This window comes from Microcella sp., assembly GCF_025808395.1.
GTDB lineage: Bacteria > Actinomycetota > Actinomycetes > Actinomycetales > Microbacteriaceae > Microcella.
Window position 1 is genome coordinate 670,230 of the sequence record NZ_CP075524.1, and the last position, 24,527, is coordinate 694,756.

Annotated in this window: 19 protein-coding genes and 1 tRNA gene; 17 read left to right on the forward strand and 3 right to left on the reverse strand. The window is 66.7% G+C overall.

What is annotated here, in order from left to right; all coding sequences use genetic code 11:
• The first annotated feature begins 21 nt into the window (after positions 1-21).
• A complete protein-coding gene (locus KIT89_RS03285; RefSeq protein WP_297603129.1) occupies positions 22-1,479 on the forward strand; it encodes an aminobutyraldehyde dehydrogenase in 1,458 nt (485 codons plus the stop codon).
• Between the two features lie 15 nt (positions 1,480-1,494).
• Here KIT89_RS03285 and KIT89_RS03290 read toward each other — a convergent pair.
• Positions 1,495-1,577 (reverse strand) — tRNA-Leu (locus KIT89_RS03290).
• A 49-nt stretch (positions 1,578-1,626) separates the two neighbouring features.
• On the opposite strand from KIT89_RS03290, the gene KIT89_RS03295 reads away from it, so the two are divergent.
• A complete protein-coding gene (locus tag KIT89_RS03295) occupies positions 1,627-2,268 on the forward strand; it encodes a response regulator (protein WP_297603130.1) in 642 nt (213 codons plus the stop codon).
• An 18-nt stretch (positions 2,269-2,286) separates the two neighbouring features.
• Here KIT89_RS03295 and KIT89_RS03300 read toward each other — a convergent pair whose 3' ends face one another.
• A complete protein-coding gene (locus KIT89_RS03300; protein WP_297603132.1) occupies positions 2,287-2,712 on the reverse strand; it encodes a hotdog fold thioesterase in 426 nt (141 codons plus the stop codon).
• Between the two features lie 71 nt (positions 2,713-2,783).
• On the opposite strand from KIT89_RS03300, the gene polA reads away from it, so the two are divergent.
• The 5 genes from polA (at position 2,784) to rpsA (ending at position 10,322) form a co-directional block, all read left to right on the forward strand.
• Positions 2,784-5,444, forward strand: a complete 2,661-nt coding sequence (gene polA / locus KIT89_RS03305; RefSeq protein ID WP_297603133.1) for a DNA polymerase I — start codon at positions 2,784-2,786, stop codon at positions 5,442-5,444.
• Positions 5,445-5,454: 10 nt separating this feature from the next.
• Positions 5,455-7,134 (forward strand): DUF885 domain-containing protein, encoded by a 1,680-nt coding sequence (locus tag KIT89_RS03310; RefSeq protein WP_297603134.1) that lies wholly within the window; start codon positions 5,455-5,457, stop codon positions 7,132-7,134.
• A gap of 4 nt (positions 7,135-7,138) precedes the next feature.
• Complete coding sequence (locus tag KIT89_RS03315; protein ID WP_297603135.1) at positions 7,139-7,765, forward strand: DUF4166 domain-containing protein; 627 nt, start codon at positions 7,139-7,141, stop codon at positions 7,763-7,765.
• Entirely contained in the window at positions 7,758-8,726 is a 969-nt protein-coding gene (locus KIT89_RS03320) for a DUF1731 domain-containing protein (protein WP_297603136.1), read from the forward strand. Before KIT89_RS03315 ends, KIT89_RS03320 begins: the two co-directional genes overlap by 8 nt.
• A gap of 153 nt (positions 8,727-8,879) precedes the next feature.
• The gene (gene rpsA / locus KIT89_RS03325; protein WP_297603137.1) at positions 8,880-10,322 is read left to right on the forward strand and encodes a 30S ribosomal protein S1; all 1,443 of its coding nucleotides are present in this window, start codon (positions 8,880-8,882) and stop codon (positions 10,320-10,322) included.
• A 60-nt stretch (positions 10,323-10,382) separates the two neighbouring features.
• Here rpsA and KIT89_RS03330 read toward each other — a convergent pair whose 3' ends face one another.
• Positions 10,383-10,979 carry a DUF4126 domain-containing protein gene (locus KIT89_RS03330; protein WP_297603138.1) on the reverse strand — a complete coding sequence of 199 codons (597 nt, stop codon included), beginning with the start codon at positions 10,977-10,979 and terminating at the stop codon, positions 10,383-10,385.
• A gap of 70 nt (positions 10,980-11,049) precedes the next feature.
• Here KIT89_RS03330 and coaE point away from each other — a divergent pair, with 70 nt between their 5' ends.
• The 10 genes from coaE to tpiA all read left to right on the forward strand — a co-directional run bounded on the left by coaE (position 11,050) and on the right by tpiA (position 24,463).
• On the forward strand, positions 11,050-11,685 hold the full coding sequence (gene coaE, locus KIT89_RS03335) for a dephospho-CoA kinase (RefSeq protein WP_297603139.1): 636 nt from the start codon (positions 11,050-11,052) through the stop codon (positions 11,683-11,685).
• A 9-nt stretch (positions 11,686-11,694) separates the two neighbouring features.
• Complete coding sequence (uvrB, locus tag KIT89_RS03340) at positions 11,695-13,764, forward strand: excinuclease ABC subunit UvrB (protein WP_297603141.1); 2,070 nt, start codon at positions 11,695-11,697, stop codon at positions 13,762-13,764.
• A gap of 40 nt (positions 13,765-13,804) precedes the next feature.
• The gene (gene uvrA / locus KIT89_RS03345) at positions 13,805-16,690 is read left to right on the forward strand and encodes an excinuclease ABC subunit UvrA (protein WP_297603142.1); all 2,886 of its coding nucleotides are present in this window, start codon (positions 13,805-13,807) and stop codon (positions 16,688-16,690) included.
• A 1-nt stretch (position 16,691) separates the two neighbouring features.
• Positions 16,692-18,584, forward strand: a complete 1,893-nt coding sequence (gene uvrC / locus KIT89_RS03350; protein ID WP_297603143.1) for an excinuclease ABC subunit UvrC — start codon at positions 16,692-16,694, stop codon at positions 18,582-18,584.
• Between the two features lie 37 nt (positions 18,585-18,621).
• Positions 18,622-19,494, forward strand: a complete 873-nt coding sequence (gene rapZ / locus KIT89_RS03355; RefSeq protein WP_297603144.1) for an RNase adapter RapZ — start codon at positions 18,622-18,624, stop codon at positions 19,492-19,494.
• A 51-nt stretch (positions 19,495-19,545) separates the two neighbouring features.
• Entirely contained in the window at positions 19,546-20,526 is a 981-nt protein-coding gene (whiA, locus tag KIT89_RS03360) for a DNA-binding protein WhiA (protein WP_297603145.1), read from the forward strand.
• A 138-nt stretch (positions 20,527-20,664) separates the two neighbouring features.
• Entirely contained in the window at positions 20,665-21,291 is a 627-nt protein-coding gene (locus KIT89_RS03365) for a superoxide dismutase (RefSeq protein ID WP_297603146.1), read from the forward strand.
• 139 nt (positions 21,292-21,430) lie between these two features.
• A complete protein-coding gene (gene gap / locus KIT89_RS03370) occupies positions 21,431-22,441 on the forward strand; it encodes a type I glyceraldehyde-3-phosphate dehydrogenase (protein WP_297603147.1) in 1,011 nt (336 codons plus the stop codon).
• Between the two features lie 25 nt (positions 22,442-22,466).
• A complete protein-coding gene (pgk, locus tag KIT89_RS03375) occupies positions 22,467-23,681 on the forward strand; it encodes a phosphoglycerate kinase (RefSeq protein ID WP_297603148.1) in 1,215 nt (404 codons plus the stop codon).
• Complete coding sequence (gene tpiA / locus KIT89_RS03380) at positions 23,672-24,463, forward strand: triose-phosphate isomerase (protein ID WP_297603149.1); 792 nt, start codon at positions 23,672-23,674, stop codon at positions 24,461-24,463. Before pgk ends, tpiA begins: the two co-directional genes overlap by 10 nt.
• The last annotated feature ends 64 nt before the right edge of the window (positions 24,464-24,527 follow it).

Here is a 24,527-nt window from a genome sequence, read left to right on the forward strand (position 1 = left end):
CGAGCAGAAAGGTCAACGACCATGACCACCTCCACCATCATCGCCGGCCGCAGCGAAGAGGGGCGGGGCGAGCGCATCGAGCTCGTCAATCCCGCCGACGAGATCGTCTCGGCCCAGTTCGCGCAATCGAGCGTCGAGCAGGCCTCGAGCGCGGTCTCGGCGGCGCGGGCGGCGCAAGAAGAGTGGGGGGCGCTCACGCCCGGCGCTCGGTCGGCGCACATGCTGCGGTGGGCAGACGCCGTCGAGCGGCATGCAGACTCCCTCGCCGAGGCAGAGATGCTCGACACCGGAAAGCCGCTGACCGTCGCGCGCGACGGCGAGCTGCCCTTCGCCGTCGACAACCTGAGGTTCTTCGCCGGGGCCGCGCGCAGCCTCGAGGGCACCGGGGCGGGATCGTTGAGCGAGGGGTACACCTCGATCATCACCCGCCGCCCGGTCGGCGTCGTCGCTGGCATCACGCCCTGGAACTTTCCCCTGATCATGGCGGTGTGGAAAGCGGGCCCGGCGATCGCCGCGGGCAACACGATCGTGCTCAAGCCAGCGCCCACGACGCCTCGCTCGACCCTGCGGCTCGCCGAGCTGGCGCACGAGGCAGGAATTCCCGACGGTGTGATCAACGTCGTGACCGGTGGGGGCGACATCGGAGAATCACTCGTGCGGCATCCCGAGGTCGACATGATCTCGGTGACCGGCTCGACCAGCACAGGTCGCGCCGTGATGTCGGGGGCGGTAGATCGCGTGAAGCGCGTGCACCTCGAGCTCGGCGGAAAAGCGCCAGTACTGGTCTTCGCCGATGCCGACCTCGCGAGCATGGCCCACGCCGTCGCCCTCGGTGCCACCTACAACTCCGGCCAAGACTGCACGGCTGCCACACGCGTCTACGTCGAGCGCTCGGTCTACGCCGAGGCTGTCGACGCACTGCGCGAGCGGCTCGCCGCGGTGCGCGTCGGCGACCCGCTCGATGCGGAAACCGACATCGGGCCGCTGGTGACCGGCGTTCATCGCCGGGCAGTGCAGGGCTTCGTGGCGCGAGCGACGGCAGAAGGCGCCGAGGTGCTCACCGGGGGTGTCGCTCTCGATCGACCCGGGTTCTACCTGACACCCGCGCTCATCGTCGGTGCAGCTCAAGACTCCGAGATCGTGCAGGGCGAAGTGTTCGGCCCCGTGCTCGTCGTGCTTCCCGTCGACGACGAAGCGCAGGCCGTGGCCTTCGCGAACGACAGCGCGTACGGTCTCGCATCGTCGGTGTGGACTCGCGACGTGTCGCGGGCGCTTCGCGTGAGCGCGAAGCTCGACGTCGGAGTCACGTGGGTCAACGACCACCTGCCGATCGCCTCAGAAGCGCCGCACGGGGGAGTCAAGCAGTCTGGCTTCGGCAAAGACATGAGCATCGAGCCGCTGCTCGAGTACTCGGTGAGCCGCCACCTCATGATTCGCCACGCGCTGCCGCCCGAGACCACGGGCTTCAGACCAGCGTGAGTAGTGGTGAGTTTGTACCGGCTGTGGGGCTCGAACCCACACGTCCTCTCGGACAACGCATTTTGAGTGCGCCGCGTCTACCATTCCGCCAAGCCGGCTCGGGCCGCTGCGGCCCTTCGTGCTCGACGATACCGTAGGCTCTGTGGCGTGAGTGACCAAGATCTCAACGCAAGCGCACCCCGTCGAGTCGTCGTCGCCGAGGACGAGTCGCTCATCCGGATGGACATCGTCGAGATTCTTCGCGACAACGGCTTCGATGTGGTCGGTGAGGCGGGCGACGGTGAGACGGCGGTAGCTCTCGCGACCGAGCTGAGGCCCGATCTGGTCATCATGGACATCCGCATGCCGCAGCTCGACGGCATCGAGGCGGCCAAGCGGCTGAGCGAGAACCACATCGCTCCGGTGGTGCTGCTCACCGCCTTCAGTCAGAAAGAACTGGTCGAGCAGGCGAGCGAGGCGGGCGCGCTCGCCTACGTCGTGAAGCCCTTCACGCCCAACGACCTGCTGCCGGCGATCGAGATCGCACTCAGCCGCTACCAGCAGATTCTCACGCTCGAGGCCGAGGTCGCCGATCTCGTCGAACGGTTCGAGACGCGCAAGCTCGTCGACCGCGCCAAGGGGCTCCTCAACGAGCGCATGGGCCTCACCGAGCCCGAAGCCTTCCGATGGATCCAGAAGGCGTCGATGGATCGCCGAACGACCATGCAGGCGGTCGCCCAGGCGATCATCGACCAGTTGGGCACCAAGAAGGAGTCGCCCAAGAAGTCAGGCGACGACGCATCGTCGTAGGGCTCTGAGCGCCGATCGTCAGCGGTCGCGCAGCATGTTGGTCATGCGCACGGTCGAGAGCCGGCGCCCCTGCTCGTCGGTCATGACGATCTCGTGCGTGCACAGTGTTCGACCCAGTACGAGCGCCGTGCATGTTCCGGTGACGAGCCCCTCGGTGACAGACCTGCTGTGCGTGGCATTGATCTCGATGCCGACCGCGTAGCGGCCCGGCCCGGCGTGCATCGCCGACGAGATCGAGCCGAGGCTCTCGCCCAGCACGACGTGCGCGCCGCCGTGCAGCAGGCCGATCACCTGGGTGTTGCCCTCGACGGGCATGGTGGCGACCGATCGCTCGGCCGAGAGCTCGAGAAACTCGATGCCCATGCGCCGCGTCAGCGCTCCGCCGCCGCTCGAGACCAGTCGTTCGAACAGCTCTGGGTCGAGGTCGGGGGGCAGGATCGTCATGATTGGTGTCCTCGAAAGGGGCAGGCAGTGTGCCGTTCACGGCGTCGGATCGCCTGAGTAGGCTGAGCGGCGTGACGAACTCCGACAAGCCTACTCTGCTGCTCATCGACGGTCATTCTCTGGCCTTCCGCGCCTTCTACGCTCTGCCGATCGACAGTTTCGTCACGCGCGACGGCCAGCACACGAATGCGATCCACGGCTTTCTCTCGATGTTCTTGAGCCTGCTCGCGAAAGAGAAACCGACCCACGCCGCTGTGGCGTTCGACATCTCGCGATTCTCGTTCCGCACGCGCGAGTACCCCGAGTACAAGGGCACGCGCGGCGAGACGCCGCCCGAGTTCGTGGGGCAGGTGCCGCTCCTGCAAGAGGCACTCGCAGCCATGAGCATCCCGACCATCACGAAAGAAGATTTCGAGGCAGACGACATTCTCGCGACGCTGGCGACACGGGCGGCCGCAGAGGGTTTCCGCGTGCTCGTCGTCTCGGGCGACCGCGACACCATTCAGCTCGTCACCGACGATGTGACGCTGCTCTACCCGAACGCCCGCGGCGTGTCTGAGCTCAAGCGCTACGACCCCGATGCGGTGCGCGAGCGGTACGGCGTGAACCCCGAGCAGTACCCCGAGATCGCGGCGCTCGTGGGCGAGACGAGCGACAACCTTCCGGGTATCGATAAGGTCGGCGAGAAGACCGCGGTGAAGTGGATCACCCAGTACGGTTCGCTTGACGGCATCTTCGAGCACATCGACGAGATCGGGGGAGTGGTCGGCACCAATCTTCGCGAGCAGCGCGACCGGGCCGAGCGAAACCGCAGGCTCAACCGCCTGGTCACCGACCTCGACCTGCCCGTGGCGCCGCACGACCTCGATCGTCGGCCGATGGATGTCGCCGCGGTCAAGCAGGTGTTCGAGCGGTTGCAGTTTCGAACGCTCACCGAACGTGTGCTCAAGATCGCCGAGGCCGAGGGCGCCGATATGGGCGAGGTCGCCGAGACCGCGCCGCGCACCGACCTTCCCGCGGTGCGCACGCTCGTCGACGAAGAGCTTGCAGCGTGGTTGCGCGCCGCCGATCAGGCCGGCCTCGAGGTCGCGGTGGTGGTGGATGCTCCGCACGGGCAGCTCGCCGCCTTCGGTCTTGCCACCGCCACCGAATCGGTGCAGGTGAACTGGGCCGCGCACCGGCCCGACTATGCGGCTCTCGAGGCGTGGCTGTCGAGCGACAGCCCGAAGCTGCTCGCCGATGTGAAATCGGCGGCAGGAGTGCTCGCCGGGCTCGACATCGAGCTCAACGGGGTGGTGTGGTGCTCTCGACTCGCCGCGTGGCTCGAGCGCCCCGGTGCCAAGTCGTACGACTTGGTCGATCTGGTGCGAGACGCGCTCGACGAGTCGATGCCGCAGGCCGACCCGAACCAGCTGGTTCCCGACACCGCGAGCATCTCTCCGGCCACGGTGGCGTGGTTCTTGCATCGTCTGGTGGGTGAGCAGCGCCGCACCCTGCCTGAGTCGAGCGCTGGGGTGCTGCGCGACATCGAACTGCCTTCCGCCCCCGTGCTCGCGCTCATGCAGCGCACGGGCATCACCGTCGATCGTGCGGCTCTCGATGCCCTCAACGCAGAGTTGGGCGCGACGACGACCGACATCGCGCAGAGGGCGTTCGCCGAGATCGGGCGAGAAGTAAACCTCGGGTCGCCCAAGCAGCTGCAAGAGGTGCTGTTCGACGAGTTGGGCATGCCGAAGACTCGCGCGACGAAGACGGGGTACTCGACCGACGCTGCCGCTCTCGCCGACCTGCAAGAGGCGCATCCGCATCCCTTCCTCGGTCTGCTGCTGCAGCACCGCGACGCGACGAAGCTCCGTCAGATCGTCGAGACTCTTTCTTCGGCGATCGCCGCCGATGGACGCATCCATACGACCTACGATCAGACCGGCACGACGACAGGGCGCATCTCATCGACCGACCCGAACCTGCAGAACATTCCGGTGCGCACCGAGGTCGGGCATCGCATCAGGGCGGCCTTCACCGCCGGGGAGGGCTTCGAGAGCCTGCTCACGGCCGACTACTCGCAGATCGAGATGCGCATCATGGCGCACCTCTCGGGCGACGAAGGCCTCATTGAGGCGTTTCGGTCGGGCGAAGACCTGCACCGCTTCGTCGGAGCACGCATCTTCTCGGTCGATCCGGCAGACGTGACGCCCGAGATGCGCACCAAGGTGAAGGCGATGAGCTACGGGCTCGCCTACGGGCTCAGTGCTTTCGGCCTGAGCAAGCAGCTGCGCATCGACACCTCTGAGGCGAAGCAGCTCATGGCCGACTACTTCGCGAGATTCGGCGCGGTGCGCGACTATTTGCGCAGTGTCGTCGAGCAAGCGCGCGCCGACGGCTACACCGAGACGATCTTCGGCCGCCGCCGGCCGTTCGCCGACTTGAAGAGCACGAACCGCGTGCTGCGTGAGAACGCAGAGCGACAAGCCCTCAACGCCCCCATTCAAGGCTCGGCTGCCGACATCATGAAGATCGCGATGAACACCGTCGCGGAAGACATGGCGCGGCAGTCGCTGCGCTCGCGGATGCTGCTGCAAGTGCACGACGAGCTCGTCTTCGAGGTCGCTGAGGGTGAGCGTGAGGCGCTCGAGGCGATCGTGCGCGAACGCATGGGCGCTGCGGCCGATCTCGCGGTGCCGCTCGACGTGCAGGTCGGCGTGGGCCGTGATTGGGACGACGCTGCGCATTAGGCTGGCGGGCATGTCTGACTCGACCGCACCACGAACGCCCACCGCCGTCGACACGATCGCCGAGCGCTGGGTGTCGACCCTTGCAGAACTCGTCCCCGACGTCGCGATCTATGCCGGGGTGCCCGGCCCCGTCGAGCGCTTCGCCGACTATTCGCCGTCTGGCACTGCGGCGCTGCGCGCCGCCGCCGAGGCGACCCTCAGCGAACTCGACTCGTCGACCCCCGTCGACGATGTCGACCGCGTGACGATCGCCGATCTCTCGAGCGAGCTGCGGTTGCAGCTCGAGCTCGACGACGCCGGATGGACGCAGCGCGACCTGAACGTCATCGCCTCACCCGCGCAGAGCGTGCGCGAGATCTTCGACCTCATGCCGACCGCGACAGAAGCAGACTGGTCGACGATCTCGACGAAGCTCGCGAACGTCTCAGACGCGCTGAGCGGCTATGCCGAGACGCTGCGCGAGGGCATTCGCCTCGGGCGCACTCCCGCCAGACGGCAAGTGGTCGAAGTGCTCGTGCAGGCGCGGCGCAACGCCGGCGCTGACGGCTTCTTTACCGAGTTCGCCTCGTCGGCCGCGATCGATGGCGGCACGCTGAGCGAAACGCTGCAGAGCGATCTGCAGCGCAACGCCGACGGCGCGCGCCAGGCCTATGCCGACTTCGCAGAGTTTCTCGAGCACGAGTTGGCGCCGGCAGCGGGCGACGTCGATGCCGTGGGTCGAGAGCTCTACGCTCTGCACTCCCGCAGCTTCCTCGGCGCGACGATCGACCTCGACGAGACCTATGAGTGGGGAATCGACGAACTGCGGCGCATGGTCGACGAGCAGACGCGGGTCGCGAACGAGATCGTGCCGGGCGCGAGCGTCGAAGAGGCCATCGCCCATCTCGAGCAAGACCCCTCGCGCAAGCTGCACGGGCGCGAGGCGCTGCAGGCGTGGATGCAGCAGCTGAGCGACACGGCGGTCGACGAGCTGTCGCGCACGCACTTCGAGATTCCTGAGCCTGTGAAGCGACTCGAGTGCATGATCGCGCCCACTCCGGGTGGCGCGATCTACTACACGGGCCCCACCGATGACTTCTCGCGCCCCGGGCGCATGTGGTGGAGCATTCCCGAGGGCGTTGACGAGTTCGACACCTGGCGCGAGACCACGACCGTCTACCACGAGGGCGTTCCCGGCCACCACCTGCAGATCGGGCAAGCCGTCTACAACCGGGCGCAGCTCAACTCGTGGCGCCGGCTGCTCGCCGGCACGAGCGGGCACGCCGAGGGCTGGGCGCTCTACGCCGAGCGCCTCATGCAAGAACTGGGCTACCTCGACGACCCCGCCGACATGCTCGGCATGCTCGACGGCCAGCGCATGCGCGCCGCGCGGGTGGTGCTCGACATCGGCGTTCACCTCGGCAAGATCCACCCCACCACGGGTCGTGTCTGGACGAGTGACGACGCCTTCGCGTTCATGCGCGAGAACGTCAACATGAACGACGGGTTCGTGACGTTCGAGGTGAACCGCTATCTGGGCTGGCCCGGCCAGGCGCCGAGCTACAAAGTCGGCCAGCGCCTGTGGGAGCAAATTCGCGACGCCGCCAAGGCTCAGCAGGGCGCCAACTTCTCGAACAAGACCTTCCACAAGCAGGCTCTCGATCTCGGAGGCGTCGGCCTCGACACGCTCAAGTCGACCCTGCTCGGCTGAGACGGTGCTCTCGGCCTGGGAGGCCGCGCTCGGTTCGCGGGCCGAGGCGCTGCACCCGCGCATTCGCGAGTATGTGCGCGCGGTGCCGACCGGTTTCGTGGGTCGCGGCGAGGGAGTGTTCACCGAGGCCGGAAGCTCGTCGACGGTGCTGCGCCCGGCGCTGCGACTCGCGGCAAGGTGGGGCATAGCCTTCGCTGAGCGTGGTGCGAGCATCCCGTTCACGATCGAGAACCGAGGGGATGCCCGCGGCGCGGTGCGCGCACGTCGAGAGCTGCGCTTCCCTGAACGCCGACGGGTCATGGTCGACCTGGTGCGAGAGCAGCGCGGGCGTGTCGTCGACGCTCTCGGGAGGGGCGGCCGACTCGAGGCAGCCTTGCGTGTGGGCGTGCGCGATGGCGCTCTCACCGCACGATCGGGTGCTGTGCGCGTGCGCCTCGGCAGGCTCTGGTGGCGCGTGCCGGCCCCGGTGCGGCCGACCGTCTGCCTCGTCGAGCGATGGGACGAGTCGGTAGGGCGCCAGCACGTCGACGTGTCGGTGACGCTGCCAGGGTTCGGGCGCATCTACGGCTATCACGGCTGGTTCGACTACGCGGTCGAGCCTGACCTGCAGGGGAGGGGCGCACATGGGTGAGCAGAACACGGGCCGAGTAGTCGTGGCGGGGGCGTCGGGGTTCGTCGGGCAGGCGCTCGTCGCCTCGTACCGCTCTTCTGGCAGACAGGTCGACCTCGTCGGGCGCCGCGAAGCGACCACGTGGGACGACCCCGAGGCGCTCACGGCGCTGATCGACGGCGCCAGCGCCGTCGTGAACCTCGCCGGCAAGAGCGTCAACTGCCGATACGGCCCCGCGAACCGCGCAGAGATTCTGCGCTCGCGCGTCGAGACGACGCGCGCACTCGCGACGGCGATCGCTGCAGCGGCACAGCCGCCCGCACTGTGGATCAACGCCTCGACGGCCACGATCTACCGGCACGCCATGGATCACCCGCAGACCGAGTCGACGGGCGAGCTCGGCACCGGATTCTCGGTGTCGGTCGCGCGGGCGTGGGAGCAGGCGCTGTTCGAGCCGGTGCTCGCCGACACGCGCCGCGTGGCACTGCGCATGGCGATCGTGCTCGGCGACGGCAGCGCGCTGCGCCCCCTCGTGGCGCTCACGAAGCTCGGCCTCGGCGGGCCGCAGTGCGATGGCCCGTGGCCGGTGTCGCGACGACGACGCGAAGCGGGCACAGAGCATGAGCCGGGCAGTCGAGGGGGAGCCCAGCGATTCAGCTGGGTGCACCTCGACGACGTCGTGCGTGCGCACCACTGGGTCGAAGCGCACCCCGAGATCGACGGCGCGGTCAACGTCTCGAGCCCGAACCCCGAGACGAATCGCGAACTCATGGCGCACCTGCGCGACGTGCTTCATCGGCCCATCGGGCTGCCGGCTCACCGGTGGATGCTCGAACTCGGCACCTGGGCACTGCGCACCGAGACCGAGCTCGTGCTCAAGAGCCGATGGGTGCTGCCCGAGCGGCTCGAGGCGGCCGGCTTTCGCTTCGAGCACCCGAGCTTGCGCGCGGCCTTGGCGAGCATCCTGACCCAGCGGCAGTGAGCATCGTTTCGGGCGGTTTGCCGCTGAGAGCGGCCGCAGGATAAGCTGGAGAGTCGTCGATTTGACGACAGTCCTGTCCGCATGCCCGGGTGGCACCGCCTCGTGCCCGCCATTCTGGCCTGAAACCACTGTCCGCATCGGAGCAACCACTACATGACCCCCGCAACGACCCAGGCCCCCAAGCAGATCGCCATCAACGACATCGGCTCTGCTGAAGACTTTCTGGCCGCGGTCGAACTGACTCTCAAGTTCTTCAACGACGGCGACCTCATCGAAGGAACCGTTGTCAAGATCGACCGCGACGAGGTTCTTCTCGACGTCGGCTACAAGACCGAGGGTGTCATCCCCTCGCGCGAACTCTCGATCAAGCACGACGTCGACCCCACCGAGGTCGTCGCTGTCGGCGACATGGTCGAAGCCCTCGTTCTTCAGAAAGAAGACAAAGAGGGTCGACTGATCCTCTCCAAGAAGCGCGCGCAGTACGAGCGCGCCTGGGGCGACGTCGAGAAGATCAAAGACGCCGACGGCATCGTCACCGGCACCGTCATCGAGGTCGTCAAGGGCGGCCTCATCGTCGACATCGGGCTTCGCGGCTTTCTTCCCGCCTCGCTCATCGAGCTGCGCCGTGTTCGCGACCTCACGCCGTACCTCGGCCAAGAGATCGAGGCCAAGATTCTCGAGCTCGACAAGAACCGCAACAACGTCGTGCTGTCACGCCGTGCACTGCTCGAGCAGACGCAGTCTGAGAGCCGCTCGACCTTCTTGAACAACCTCGCCAAGGGCCAGGTTCGCAAGGGTGTCGTCTCGTCGATCGTCAACTTCGGCGCCTTCGTCGACCTCGGCGGCGTCGACGGCCTCGTGCACGTCTCAGAGCTCAGCTGGAAGCACATCGAGCACGCCAGCGAGGTCGTCGAGGTGGGTCAAGAGGTCACCGTCGAGATTCTCGAGGTCGACCTCGAGCGCGAGCGCGTGTCGCTGTCGCTCAAGGCCACGCAGGAAGACCCCTGGCAGGTCTTCGCCCGCACGCACGCAATCGGTCAGGTCGCGCCGGGCAAGGTCACGAAGCTGGTTCCGTTCGGTGCGTTCGTTCGCGTCGCCGACGGCATCGAAGGACTCGTGCACATCTCAGAGCTCTCGGCCAAGCACGTCGAGCTGGCCGAGCAGGTCGTCTCGGTCAACGACGAGGTCTTCGTCAAGGTCATCGACATCGACCTCGAGCGTCGCCGCATCTCGCTGAGCCTCAAGCAGGCCAACGAGGGTGTCGACCCCGAGGGCACCGAGTTCGACCCCGCCGTCTACGGCATGCCGACCGAGTACGACGAGGCAGGCAACTACAAGTACCCCGAAGGCTTCGACCCCGAGTCGGGCGAATGGCGCGACGGGTTCGACGAGCAGCGCGCGAAGTGGGAGCAAGACTACGCCGCCGCCCAGGCCCGCTGGGAGCAGCACAAGAAGCAGGTCGTCGCCTCGCTCGCCGAGGAAGACCTCGAGCTGCCGGCCGCCGCTGCGTTCGCGAACGACTCGAGCTCGGCTGGCACGCTCGCCGACGACGAGTCGCTCGCCGCTCTGCGCGAGAAGCTCTCGAGCAACAGCTAGCACGATCAGCGCTACCAGAACGGGTCGCCCTTCGGGGCGGCCCGTTCTGTCGTGATACCGCTACGCCGGCGCGACCGATTGGCGCCGCTTGCGCATTCTTCTGAAGATCGAGAACACCAGCACGACGAGGGCGATGATCGCGACGATCACCAGAATCGGAATCACGATGGCGAACAGGCTCAGCACGACCGAACCGATATCTTCGCCGGTCGAGAGCACAGGGGCAGCGGCACCGGCCGTCAGCGCGTTCGCAGCCGGCCGCACGAACATCTTGGTGGCGTGCACGCCCAGCGCGATCACGATGCCCGCAACGATCGGCACCCACTGGTTCGACTCGAAGAAGGCAGCGGGGTCGGTGACCGCTGCCGTCTGAGACGCAGAACCCGTGCCGAACACGATGCCGCCCGAGGCGGGCCGCACGATCGACTGGATCCAGTCGTTGATCGAGTCGACGGCCGGTATCTTGTCGGCGACCATCTCGATGACGAGCAGCACGGTGAGAATGACCAGCACCCACTCGTTCTGCAGCCACGACCACCCGGCGGGCAGTTCGACGAAGTCGACGAACCTGCCGGCGAGACCGAGCATGAGCAGCGGCACGTACGCGTTGAGCCCCGCCGCGACGGCGAGGCCGGTGCCGGTGAGCAGTTCGAGCACGGTGACCTCCTGAGAGCGACTGGCCCTCATGCTACCGGCTGAGTCTGACGGCAGACGTTAGGGTCGGGCCGTGAACGTCATCGCCCTCACTGGCGGCATCGCCGCCGGAAAATCGACCGTGGCCGGCCTGCTGGCCGATCGGGGAGCCCAGGTGATCGATGCGGATGCTCTCGCTCGAGCCGCCGTCGAACCGGGCACGCCGGGCCTGGCGTCGGTGCGCTCGCGCTTCGGCGACGAGATCGTGCGCGCTGACGGCACGCTCGACCGAGCGGCACTGGGGGCGATCGTGTTCGGCGATGCGGCTGCCCGCGCCGACCTCAACGCGATCGTGCATCCCGAAGTGGGGCGCCTCTACCGCGAGCGACTCTCGCAGCTCGAGCGCACGATGCCAGAGGCGATCGTCGTCTACGACGTGCCGCTGCTGGTCGAGGCCCGATCGGTCGATGAGTTCGAGCTCGTCGTGGTGGTGCACGCTCCGGCCGAGCTGCGCGTGCAGCGTCTCGTCGAGCTTCGCGGCATCACGCCCGACGAAGCGCGGAGGCGCGTCGACGCGCAGGCTTCTGACGAGCAGCGCCTGGCCATCGCCGATGTCGTGATCGACACGAGCGGCTCGCTCGAGAGCACCATCGAGCAGGTCGAGGCGCTGTGGCAGCGTCTCGTCGCCGAGCGCCCGCCTCGCACGGGAGTGTCAGACCCCCTCTCGTAGGCTGTGGCCATGGAACCCACGCGATCGGTACGACCCTTCGAGGTCGTGAGCGACTACCGCCCGAGCGGCGATCAGCCTCAGGCGATCGCCGAACTCACCGCCCGCATCAATGCTGGCGAGACCGATATCGTGCTGCTGGGTGCCACCGGCACCGGAAAGTCGGCCACGACCGCCTGGCTCATCGAGCAGGTGCAGCGCCCCACGCTCGTGCTCGCGCACAACAAGACCCTGGCGGCCCAGCTGGCCACCGAGTTTCGCGACCTCATGCCGCACAACGCCGTCGAGTACTTCGTGTCGTACTACGACTACTACCAGCCCGAGGCCTATGTTCCGCAGACCGACACCTTCATCGAGAAAGACAGCTCGGTCAACGCCGAGGTCGAGCGCCTGCGCCACTCGACAACCAACTCGTTGCTCAGTCGACGCGACGTCATCGTCGTGTCGACGGTGTCGTGCATCTACGGGCTCGGCGCTGCCGAAGAATACCTCGAGGCCATGGTCGCGCTGCAGGTCGGCCAGAGCATTCCGCGCGACGTGCTCATTCGCCAATTCGTCGGCATGCAGTACCAGCGCAACGATGTCGACTTCTCGCGCGGCAAGTTCCGCGTGCGAGGAGACACCATCGAGATCATCCCGATGTACGAAGAGCTCGCCATTCGCATCGAGATGTTCGGTGACGAGATCGAGGCGCTCTACGCCCTGCATCCGCTGACGGGCGACATCGTCAGGGCACTCGACGCAGTGTCGGTGTTTCCCGCGACCCACTACGCCGCGTCGCCCGACACCATGCAGCGCGCGATCGTCACGATCAAGGACGAGCTCGAGGGCAGACTCGCCGAGCTCGAGCGGCAGGGCAAGCTGCTCGAAGCCCAGCGGCTGCGCATGCGAACGACCTTCGATCTCGAGATGATGGAGCAGATCGGGTTCTGCAACGGCATCGAGAACTACTCGAGGCACATCGATGGGCGTTCACCCGGTGAACCGCCCAACTGCCTGCTCGACTACTTTCCCGACGACTTCCTCGTCGTGATCGACGAGAGCCACGTGACGGTTCCGCAGATCGGTGCCATGTACGAGGGAGACGCGTCGCGCAAGCGCACTCTCGTCGAGCACGGGTTCAGACTGCCGAGTGCGCTCGACAACCGGCCCTTGCGCTGGGAGGAATTTCTCGAGCGCACGGGGCAGAAGGTCTACCTGTCGGCGACTCCCGGCAAGTACGAGCTCGGCATCACCGACTCGGTCGTCGAGCAGATCATCAGGCCGACCGGCCTCATCGATCCCGTGATCGTGGTCAAGCCGAGCAAGGGCCAGATCGACGATCTGCTCGAGCAGATCCGACAGCGCACCGAGCGCGACGAGCGCGTGCTCGTGACGACGCTCACGAAGAAGATGGCCGAAGAGCTCACCGAGTTTCTCACCGAGGCCGGCGTGCGTGTGCGCTACCTGCACTCTGACGTCGACACCCTTCGGCGCGTCGAGCTTCTCAGCGAGCTGCGTCAGGGCGTCTACGACGTGCTCGTGGGCATCAATCTGCTGCGAGAAGGCCTCGACCTGCCCGAGGTGTCGCTCGTGGCCATTCTCGACGCCGACAAAGAGGGCTTCTTGCGCTCGTCGACCTCGCTCATTCAGACGATCGGTCGTGCGGCCCGCAACGTCACGGGTGAGGTGCACATGTATGCCGACACCGTCACCGCGTCGATGGCGCAGGCCATCGACGAGACCAACCGGCGCCGCGACAAGCAGGTGGCGTACAACCTCGAGCACGGCATCGATCCGACACCGCTGCGCAAGAAGATCGCCGACATCACCGATCAGCTCGCGCGCGAGGGTGCCGACACCGCCGAGCTGCTCGCGAGCAGACGAGGCGGCGGCAAGAAGTCGCCGACACCGGCCCTGCGGCGCGAGGGCCGCGGCGCCGAAGGCGCGGCAGAACTCGAGTCGATCATCGGCGACCTCACCGAGCAGATGCTGACCGCTGCCGCCGAGCTGAAGTTCGAGCTCGCCGCGCGATTGCGCGACGAAGTGCAAGACCTGAAGAAAGACCTGAGGGGCATGCTCGAGGCGGGCCACGTTCGCTGACAGTGGCGGGCGCAGAGCAGTGTCAGTCGTCGCGCCTACAATGACGAGAGTGCCAGCGACCCCTCTCGAAACTGCTCCCCATCTGAGCGTGCGCGGCGCGCGCGTGCACAACCTGCGAGACGTCGACCTGGTGATACCCCGCGATGCTCTCGTGGTCTTCACCGGCCTGTCGGGGTCAGGAAAGAGCTCACTCGCGTTCGACACCATCTTCGCCGAGGGCCAGCGGCGCTATGTCGAATCGCTGTCGGCCTATGCACGCCAGTTTCTCGGGCAGGTCGACCGACCCGATGTCGACTTCATCGAAGGGCTCAGCCCCGCAGTGTCGATCGACCAGAAGTCGACCAACCGCAACCCGCGGTCGACCGTCGGAACGATCACCGAGATCTACGACTACATGCGCCTGCTCTGGGCCCGCGTCGGCACCCCGCATTGCCCCGAGTGCGGCGAGAGAATCCAGCGGCAGACCGTGCAGCAGATCGCCGATGAGCTCATGACCCTCGAGACAGGTACGCGGTTTCAAGTGCTGGCACCGGTCGTCAGCCAGAAGAAGGGCGAGTTCGTCGACCTGTTCGCCGAGCTCGCGGCGTCTGGCTACGCCCGTGCAGTCGTCGACTCCGAGGTCATCCAGCTCAGCGACCCGCCCACCTTGAAGAAGCAGATCAAGCACGACATCTCGGTCGTCGTCGACAGACTCGTCGCCAATGATGATGCGCTGACCCGACTCACCGACTCACTCGAGACAGCTCTCAGCCTCACCGATGGGCTCGTGGTCATCGACTTCGTCGACCGCGACGGGGCCGACGGCACGCGGGTCTTCAGCGAGCGGCTGAGCTGCCCGAACCGGCACCCGCTGCAGCTGACCGAGATCGAGCCTCGCACGTTCTCGTTCAACGCCCCGTTCGGCGCCTGCCCGGTGTGCTCGGGTCTCGGCACGCGCATGGCCGTCGACGTCGACCTCTTGATCGGCGATCCGTCGCTCTCGCTCAACGACGGCGTCATTCTGCCCTGGAACCAGCAGGGCAAGGGTCTGTACAGCTACTTTCAGAAGCTGCTCGCCGGGCTCGGCCGCGACCTGGGCTTCTCGCTCGATACACCCTGGGGCGAGCTCGAAGAGAGCACCCAGCAGGCGATTCTGCACGGCAACGACTTCGATGTGCGCGTCAAGTGGCGCAATCGGTACGGGCGCGACGTCACCTACTCGACCGGTTTCGAAGGCGTCATCCCCTACATCGAGCGCAAGTACTCAGAGGCAGAGAGCGACTGGTCGCAGCAGAGGTTCGCCGAGTATCTGCGCGAGGTTCCCTGCTCAGAGTGCGACGGGGCACGACTCAAGCCCGAGGTCTTGGCGGTCACCGTCGACGGGCGCAGCATCTCAGAAGTGTCGTCGCTCAGCCTGCAAGACGCCTACGCCTTCATGCAGTCGATCACCCTCACCGAGCGCGAGGCGGCTATCGCAGCGGCCGTGCTGCGCGAGATTCGTGCACGACTCGAGTTCTTGCTCGAAGTGGGCCTCGGGTATCTCAGCATGGCGCGCGCCGCCGGAAGCCTCTCGGGGGGTGAAGCGCAGCGCATCAGGCTCGCGACGCAGATTGGCTCAGGGCTGACGGGCGTGCTCTACGTGCTCGACGAACCGAGCATCGGTCTTCACCAGCGAGACAACCGTCGCTTGATCGAGACCCTCGTGAAGCTCAAGAACCTGGGCAACACGCTCATCGTCGTCGAGCATGACGAAGACACCATCCGCACCGCCGACTGGATCGTCGACATCGGCCCGGGCGCGGGCGAGCATGGCGGTCGAGTCGTGCACTCCGGCTCGTATGCCGAGCTCATCGCGAATCCGGCGTCGATCACGGGCGACTACCTCGCCGGGCGACGACGGGTGATCGATGAGGTGGCACGCCGTCCCATCGACCCAAGTCGCGTCGTGACGGTCGAAGGCGCGAGGGCCAACAACCTGCGGGGCGTCACGGTCGAGTTTCCGCTCGGAGTGTTCGTCGCCGTCACAGGCGTCAGCGGCTCGGGCAAGTCGTCGCTCGTGAACGACATTCTCTACAAGGTGCTCGCCAACAAGCTCAACGGTGCTCGGCAGGTGCCGGGCAAGCACGTGCGCGTCACCGGTCTCGAGCACCTCGACAAAGTCGTGCACGTCGACCAGGCGCCCATCGGCCGCACCCCGCGCTCGAACCCGGCGACCTACACGGGAGTCTTCGACCGCATTCGCGCACTGTTCGCCGAGACGACCGAGGCGAAGGCTCGTGGCTACCTGCAGGGCCGCTTCAGCTTCAACGTCAAGGGTGGCCGGTGCGAGAACTGCGCAGGAGACGGCACGATCAAGATCGAGATGAACTTCTTGCCCGACGTCTACGTCGCGTGCGAGGTGTGCGGGGGCGCCCGCTACAACCGCGACACCCTGACGGTGCACTACAAGGGCAAGAACATCGCAGAAGTGCTCGACATGTCGATCGAAGAGGCCGCAGAGTTCTTCGAACCCATCTCGGCCATCCATCGCTATTTGAAGACGCTCGTCGATGTCGGGCTGGGGTATGTGCGACTGGGCCAGAGCGCCACGACCCTGTCTGGCGGTGAAGCCCAGCGCGTCAAGCTCGCCACCGAGCTGCAGAAGCGATCGAATGGGCGCAGCGTCTACGTGCTCGACGAACCGACGACAGGCCTGCACTTCGAAGATGTGCGGAAGCTCTTGATGGTGCTCGGCGGGCTGGTCGACAAGGGCAACACGGTCATCGTGATCGAGCACAACCTCGACGTCATCCGTGCCGCCGATTGGCTCATCGACCTCGGGCCAGAGGGTGGCGCCGGCGGGGGAGACGTCATCGCCATCGGAACACCCGAGCACCTTGCCACGGTCGACGAGAGCCACACCGGCAGGTTTCTGCGCGAACTGCTGCCCGGAGTGCAGAAAGACTGACATGGCGGGGCGGGATGAGTGGCGCCCGAAGCGCGGAGAGATACCGACCGAGCCGGGTGTCTACCGCTTTCACGACGAGCACGGTCGCGTGCTCTACGTGGGCAAGGCCAAGAACCTGCGCAGCCGGCTGAGCAACTACTTTCAGCCGCTCTCGAGCCTGCACGAGCGCACGAGACGCATGGTCACGACCGCGCGCGGCGTGGAGTGGACGGTGGTCGGCAGCGAGCTCGAGGCGCTCTCGCTCGAATACACCTGGATCAAAGAGTTCGCGCCGCCCTTCAACGTCAAGTTCCGCGACGACAAGAGCTACCCCTCTGTCGCCATCACGCTCGGCGAGCGCGTGCCTCGAGTGATGGTGACTCGCACTCGGGGCATTCGCGGCGCACGCTACTTCGGGCCGTACACCAAGGTCTGGGCAGTGCGCGAGAGCGTCGACCTCATGCTCAAGGCCTTTCCGATGCGGTCGTGCTCTGATGCGACCTACAAGAGGGCGAACGCCACCGGCCGGCCGTGCCTGCTCGGCGATATCGGCAAGTGCGCGGCTCCGTGCGTCGGCCGGGTCACCCCCGAAGAGCACCGCAGCATCGCGCTCGACTTCGCCTCATTCATGGCGGGAAACGACGAGACGCACGTTCGCAGACTGCGGCAGCAGATGGATGCCGCGGCGCGCGAACTCGACTACGAAACCGCTGCGCGGCTTCGCGATCAGATCGGCGCGCTCGAGACCGTGCTCGCCAAGAACGCCGTCGTGCTCACCGACGACACCGACGCCGACGTCTTCGGCATCGCGCACGATCAGCTCGCAGCGGCCGTGCAGATGTTCATCGTTCGGGGCGGCCGCATTCGCGGCGTGCGAGGGTGGGTCGTCGACACCGAGCTCGATGTCACGCTCGCTGAGCTCGTCGACAGCGTGCTGCAGAACGCCTACGACGACACCGTGGTCCCGGCCCGCGAGGTGATCGTGCCCGTGGTGCCCGACGACGCGACGGCACTGCAGACGGTGCTCACCGAGAGGCGGCGCGCGTCGGGCGAGCGCGGAGGAGTGGTCATCAAGACGGCCGTGCGAGGGGAGAAGGCCGCACTCGCCGCAACCGTCGCGACGAACGCCTCGGGAGCCCTCGTGCAGTACTCGACGCGTCGCAGCGCAGACTTCACGGCTCGCTCGCAAGCGCTCAACGACCTTCGCGACGCCCTCGGTCTCGACGAGGCACCGCTGCGACTCGAGTGCTTCGATGTCTCGCATCTCGGCGGCACGAATCAAGTCGCCTCGATGGTGGTCTTCGAAGACGGCCTGCCGCGCAAAGACCAGTACCGCAAGTTCTCGATCGCACAGGCAGCCGATGACACCGATGCGATCTATCAGGTGCTGCGACGACGCCTCGCCTACTTGTCGGCACCCGATGACGCAGAGCCAGTCGACGGCGCGGCCCCCGAACCCCGCAGCAAGACGGCTTTCCACTACCGCCCAGGGCTGCTCGTGATCGACGGTGGGCAGCCGCAGGTGGCGGCAGCGGCTCGGGCCCTGCGCGACGAAGGCATCGACGACCTCGCCGTGTGCGGCATCGCGAAGCGACTCGAAGAGATCTGGCTGCCCGACAGCGAGTATCCGGTGATCTTGCCTCGAGCATCCGATGCGCTCTTCCTGCTGCAGCGCTTGCGCGACGAGGCGCACCGCTTCGCCCTGCGGTACCAGCGCACCACGCGATCACGCGACATCACCACCGTGCTCACGACCGTTCCCGGCCTCGGGCCCACGCGCATTCGACAGCTGCTGACCCACTTCGGATCTGTTGCCCGACTGCGTGCGGCGAGCGTCGACGAGCTGCGCGGTGTCGACGGAATCGGGGCGACGACCGCTGAGCTCGTCCATCGAGCGTTGCGCAGCGGCGGGTAGGCTGGCACCACCCTGACGAGTTGAATCACGAGGACAGATGCCTGACACCGCCCCCCACGACGTGCTCATCGTCACGGGCATGTCGGGTGCTGGCCGCTCGACAGTGGCGAACGCTCTCGAAGACCTCGGGTGGTACGTCGTCGACAATCTGCCCCCGCAGATGCTGCGCCCCCTCGTCGATCTCGCCGTGCACCCCGGCAACGCGCTGCCACGCATCGGGGCCGTCGTCGACGTGCGAGGGGGCCGGCTCTTCGCTGATCTCGCGCACATCATCGGCGAGCTGCGCGGTCGAGCGTCGGTGCGAGTGCTGTTTCTCGAAGCCACCGACGGCGCTCTCGTGCGTCGCTTCGAGCAAGTGCGACGACCGCACCCTCTGCAGCAAGACGGCACCCTGCTCGACGGAATAGCTCGCGAACGTGAGCAGATGCTCGAGGTGCGCGAGCTCGCCGACATCATCATCGACACCACCGAGTTCAACATCCACCAGCTGGCGACCACGATCACCGAAGTCTTCGCTCCGCAGGGCACGGCCGACGTCTCGGTCACGCTCGAGAGCTTCGGTTTCAAGTACGGCTCGCCCACCGACGCCGACATCGTCGCCGACGCGCGCTTTCTGCCCAACCCGTTCTGGCAGTCAGAGTTGCGAGAGTCGACGGGCCTCGACGCGGCCGTCAGCGAGTACGTGCTCGCTCAAGACGGCGCTCGCGAGTTTCTCGACAGCTTCGTGGCCATGCTGCAGCCGGTGCTGCGGGGCTACGCCCGTGAGAACAAGAGGCACGCGACCATTGCGATCGGCTGCACCGGGGGCAAGCACCGCTCGGTCGCGCTCATCGATGATCTCGCGGCGCACCTTCGCGGCCTGCCAGGGGTCGCAGTGACTGTGAAGCATCGTGACCTCGGACGCGAGTAAGGTCGACTCTCGTACCTCACCAGACATTCGACACTTGAAAGGGCGGCACCCGTGGCCTTGACCGCTGACGTGAAAGAAGAACTCGCGCAGCTCGCGGTCACGAAGACCACGGTTCGAGCCGCTGAGCTCGCCACGATCTTGCGGTTCGCCGGCGGTCTGCATCTCATCTCGGGTCGAGTCGCCGTCGAGGTCGAGCTCGACACACCGTCGATCGCTCGACGGGTGCGCAAAGACCTCGTCGAGCTGTTCGGCATGCGCAGCGATGCGAGCGTGCTCTCACCCGGCGGCATTCGCAAGACGCCCGCCTATGTGGTTCGCGTGCTCGACGGCGGCGAGACCCTCGCGCGCCAGACCGGCCTGCTCGATGCTCGACGCCGGCCGGTGCGGGGCCTTCCGAACAAGCTCACCACGGGTTCGGCCGAAGAGCTCGCCGCTGTGTGGCGCGGCGCGTTCCTCGCCCACGGCTCGCTCACCGACCCCGGCCGGTCTGCCGCACTCGAGATCTCGTGCCCCGGCAACGAATCGGCGATGGCGCTCGTCGGTGCAGCCGGTCGCCTCGGCATCTCGGCGAAGGCTCGTGAAGTGCGCGGGGTGCATCGCGTGGTCATCCGTGATGGCGAGAAGATCAGTCAGATGCTGCGCATCATCGGGGCCGAGTCGACCGTGCGCGATTGGGAGGCCCTGCGCGCGCGGCGCGAGGTGCGGGCGACCGCCAACCGACTCGTCAACTTCGACGATGCCAACCTGCGTCGCTCGGCGCAGGCAGCGGTCGCGGCGTGCGCCCGAGTGGAGCGCGCACTCGAGATTCTCGGAGACGATATTCCCGACCACCTGCAGTACGCGGGCCGGTTGCGACTCAACCATCGCGAGGCGAGCCTCGATGAGCTCGGGCACTTCGCCGACCCGCCGATGACGAAAGATGCCGTCGCCGGCCGCATCAGACGACTGCTGGCGATGGCCGACAAGCGAGCAGAAGTTCTCGGCATTCCCGGCACCGATGCGAACCTGCCCGCTGACTACGACGGCGCGTAGCGGGGCATTCTCGCACGCGAGCAGCACCGGGAACAGCCCAGCGACTCTGCGCGTTGCCCTCAGTAGACTGGCTCTCTGCCAGCGTCGCCGCCATCACCGCAGCGGCACAACCGCACATCGCGAGGAGAAGATCGACCTATGTCCGTATACACACTCCCCGAACTGGGCTATGACTACGCCGCGCTCGAGCCGCACATCAGCGCTCGCATCATGGAGCTTCACCACTCGAAGCACCATGCCGCGTACGTCGCCGGAGCCAACGCCGCGCTCGAAGGCATGGCCGAGGCGCGCGAGTCGTCGAGCTTCGCCAACATCAACCGGCTCGAGAAAGACCTCGCCTTCCACCTCGGCGGGCACGTCAACCACTCGATCTTCTGGACGAACCTGTCGCCAGACGGCGGCGACAAGCCCACGGGCGAGCTCGCGGCCGCCATCGATGAGTTCTTCGGCTCGTTCGATGCATTCGTCGCCCACTTCACCGCGGCGTCGATGGGCATTCAGGGCTCCGGCTGGGGCGTGCTCTCGTGGGATCCGATCGGGCGCCGACTCATCATTCAGCAGCTCTTCGACCAGCAGGGCAACACCGCGCAGACCACGGTGCCGCTGCTGCAGCTCGACATGTGGGAGCACGCCTTCTACCTCGACTACGTCAACGTGAAGGCCGACTACGTGAAGGCGTTCTGGAACATCGTCAACTGGCCGAACGTGGCCGAGCGCTTCGCGGCGGCGCGCTCGTCGACCGATGGGCTCCTGCTACTGTCATAGAGGCGTCGTGGCCGGGGCTGAGGCCCCGGCCATCTACGTTTGACCACACGACAGCACCACCGCTTCTCCCACCACCTCTACCACCACCTCTACCACCACCCAATGGCGCCCTCGGCGTCTGAGCTACAGGAGTTCACTCGTGAGCGTGAAAGTCGGCATCAACGGATTCGGCCGCATCGGCCGCAACTACTTGCGGGCGGCTCTCGCCCAGGGCAGCGACATCGAGATCGTGGCAGTCAACGACCTCACCGACAACGCCGCTCTGGCGCACCTGCTGAAGTACGACTCGGTCGGGGGAGTGCTCGCCCACGACGTCTCGCACGATGGCGATTCGATCACGGTCGGAGACCACCGCATCCGCGTCTTCGCCGAGCGCGACCCCGCTGCTCTGCCCTGGGGCGAGCTCGGTGTCGACATCGTCATCGAGTCGACCGGTCACTTCACCAAGGCAGACGATGCCAAGAAGCACATCGCCGGCGGCGCGAAGAAGGTGCTCATCTCGGCTCCTGCGACCGACGACGACGCGACGATCGTCATGGGCGTCAACGAAGAGACCTACGACCCGGCCACCGACGTCATCATCTCGAACGCCTCGTGCACGACCAACTGCCTCGCGCCGCTCGCGAAGGTCTTCAACGACTCGTTCGGCATCGAGCGCGGCTTCATGATGACCACGCACGCGTACACCGCAGACCAGAACCTGCAAGACGGCCCGCACCGCGACCTTCGTCGCGCCCGCGGTGCCGCGATCAACATCGTTCCCGCCTCCACCGGTGCGGCGAAGGCCATCGGTCTCGTGCTGCCCGAGTTGCAGGGAAAGCTCAGTGGTTCGTCATACCGCGTGCCGGTGCCGACGGGATCGATCGTCGACCTAACGATCATCACCCCGGCCGAGGGCCTCACCGTCGAGAAGATCAACGCCGCATACAAGGCCGCTGCGAGCGAGGGTCGTCTCAAGGGCTACCTGCAGTACACCGAAGACCCCATCGTGTCGAGCGACATTCAGCAGAACCCGCACTCGTCGATCTTCGACGCCGAGCTCACGACCGTGAGCGGCAACCTCGTCAAGGTGTCGGCGTGGTACGACAACGAGTGGGGCTACTCGAGCCGCCTCGTGGACCTCACCGAGTACGTCGGCGCGCGACTCTAGCCCCGAGCCGAACAGAGAGCAACCTGTGGCCCTTCGCACGATCGAATCGCTCGGCGACCTGAGCGCTCGGCGCATCATCGTCCGGTGCGATCTCAATGTTCCCCTGCGTGATGGCGTGGTCACCGACGACGGGCGCATCCGCGCGTCGGTGCCCACGCTGCGACGACTCACCGATCACGGCGCCAGGGTGGTCGTCATCTCTCACCTCGGCAGGCCGGAGGGCGCTCCTGACGCGCGCTACAGCCTGCGCCCCGTCGCAGAACGACTCGGCGAGCTGCTGGGTGCTCCCGTGCGCTTCGCGGCCGACACCGTCGGCGACGCAGCGGCGGATGCCGTGGCCGGCCTCGCCGACGGAGAGGTGGCTGTTCTCGAGAACCTTCGCTTCAACCCCGGCGAGACCTCGACGTCAGCTGACGACCGGGCGGCGTTCGCGGCTGAACTCGCCCGATTCGCCGACGTGATGGTGTCAGACGGCTTCGGAGTCGTGCACCGCAAGCAGGCGAGCGTCTACGAGCTCGCCCAGGCGCTGCCGAGTGCCGCAGGGCTCTTGATCGAGGCCGAGACCGACGTGCTCGACCGGCTCACCGAGCGGCCCGAGCGACCGTACACGGTCGTGCTCGGCGGGTCGAAGGTGTCAGACAAGCTCGGCGTCATCGCGCACCTGCTGCCGCGCGTCGATCGACTTCTCATCGGCGGAGGCATGCTCTTCACCTTTCTCGCGGCTCTCGGCCACCGCGTCGGAGCGAGCCTGCTCGAGGCAGACCAGCTCGACACGGTGCGCAGCTACCTCGCCGACGCCGAGCAGCGAGGGGTGCAGATCGAGCTGCCCACCGACGTGCTCGTGGCAGAGAGCTTCGCCGCGGATGCCCCGTTCACCGTGCAGTCGGCAGATGACATCGAGGGCGGCCCGGTCGGAGCATCCGGAATCGGTCTCGATATCGGCCCAGCCACGGCGGCGCGCTTCGCCGAGCTCGTCGCCTCGTCGACCACGGTGTTCTGGAACGGGCCGATGGGCGTCTTCGAGTTCGCGAACTTCGCCGGCGGCACGAAGTCGGTGGCAGAGGCACTCACTCGCGTGAGCGGGCTCGGCGTGGTCGGCGGCGGCGACTCGGCGGCCGCCGTGCGCGCTCTCGGGTTCGCAGATGACGACTTCGGCCACGTCTCGACGGGCGGCGGCGCCAGCCTCGAGTTTCTCGAGGGCAAGAAGCTTCCCGGACTGGAGGTACTCGGATGGCAGTGACACGTGTTCCGCTCATCGCGGGCAACTGGAAGATGAATCTCGACCACCTGCAGTCGATCGCGTTCGTGCAGAAGCTCGCGTGGAGCCTGCGCGACGCGAAGCACGATTATGCGGCCACCGAAGTGGCGGTGTTTCCTCCGTACACCGACCTGCGCAGCGTGCAGACCCTCGTGTCGGCCGACAAGCTCGAGCTGCGCTACGGCGCTCAAGACCTCTCGCAGCACGACTCCGGCGCATACACGGGCGAGATCTCGGGTGCCTTCCTGAAGGCTCTCGACTGCCGCTACGTCATCATCGGGCACTCTGAGCGTCGGCAGTACCACTCAGAATCTGACGACGTCGTCGCCAGCAAGACCGTCGCGGCTCTTCGCCACGGCCTCGTACCCGTGGTGTGCGTCGGCGAGACGGCCGACGACCTCGAGAAGCACGGGCCGTCGGCGGTGCCGGTCGCACAGCTCGCCGTGGTGCTGGGGCAGATCGCTGCCGACGCTGACATCGTGGTCGCCTATGAGCCTGTCTGGGCGATCGGGTCTGGCCAGGCGGCGACTCCCGAGCAGGCGCAGCAGGTCTGCGCAGCTCTGCGCGAGAGCATTGCCGCGGCGCTCGGTGACGAGATCGCCCAGCGCACGCGCATTCTGTATGGCGGTTCAGTGAAGGCCGCGAACATCGCGGGATTCATGAAGCACCGCGATGTCGACGGCGCGCTCGTCGGCGGAGCGAGCCTCGATGTGGACGAGTTCTCGGCGATCATTCGCTTTCGTCAGCACGTCGGCACCGTCTGACACCCGCCCCGCCCTGCGTCCGGTAGGGTAGGAGACTGTCCGAAACACCCGAGAGGTCGCCATT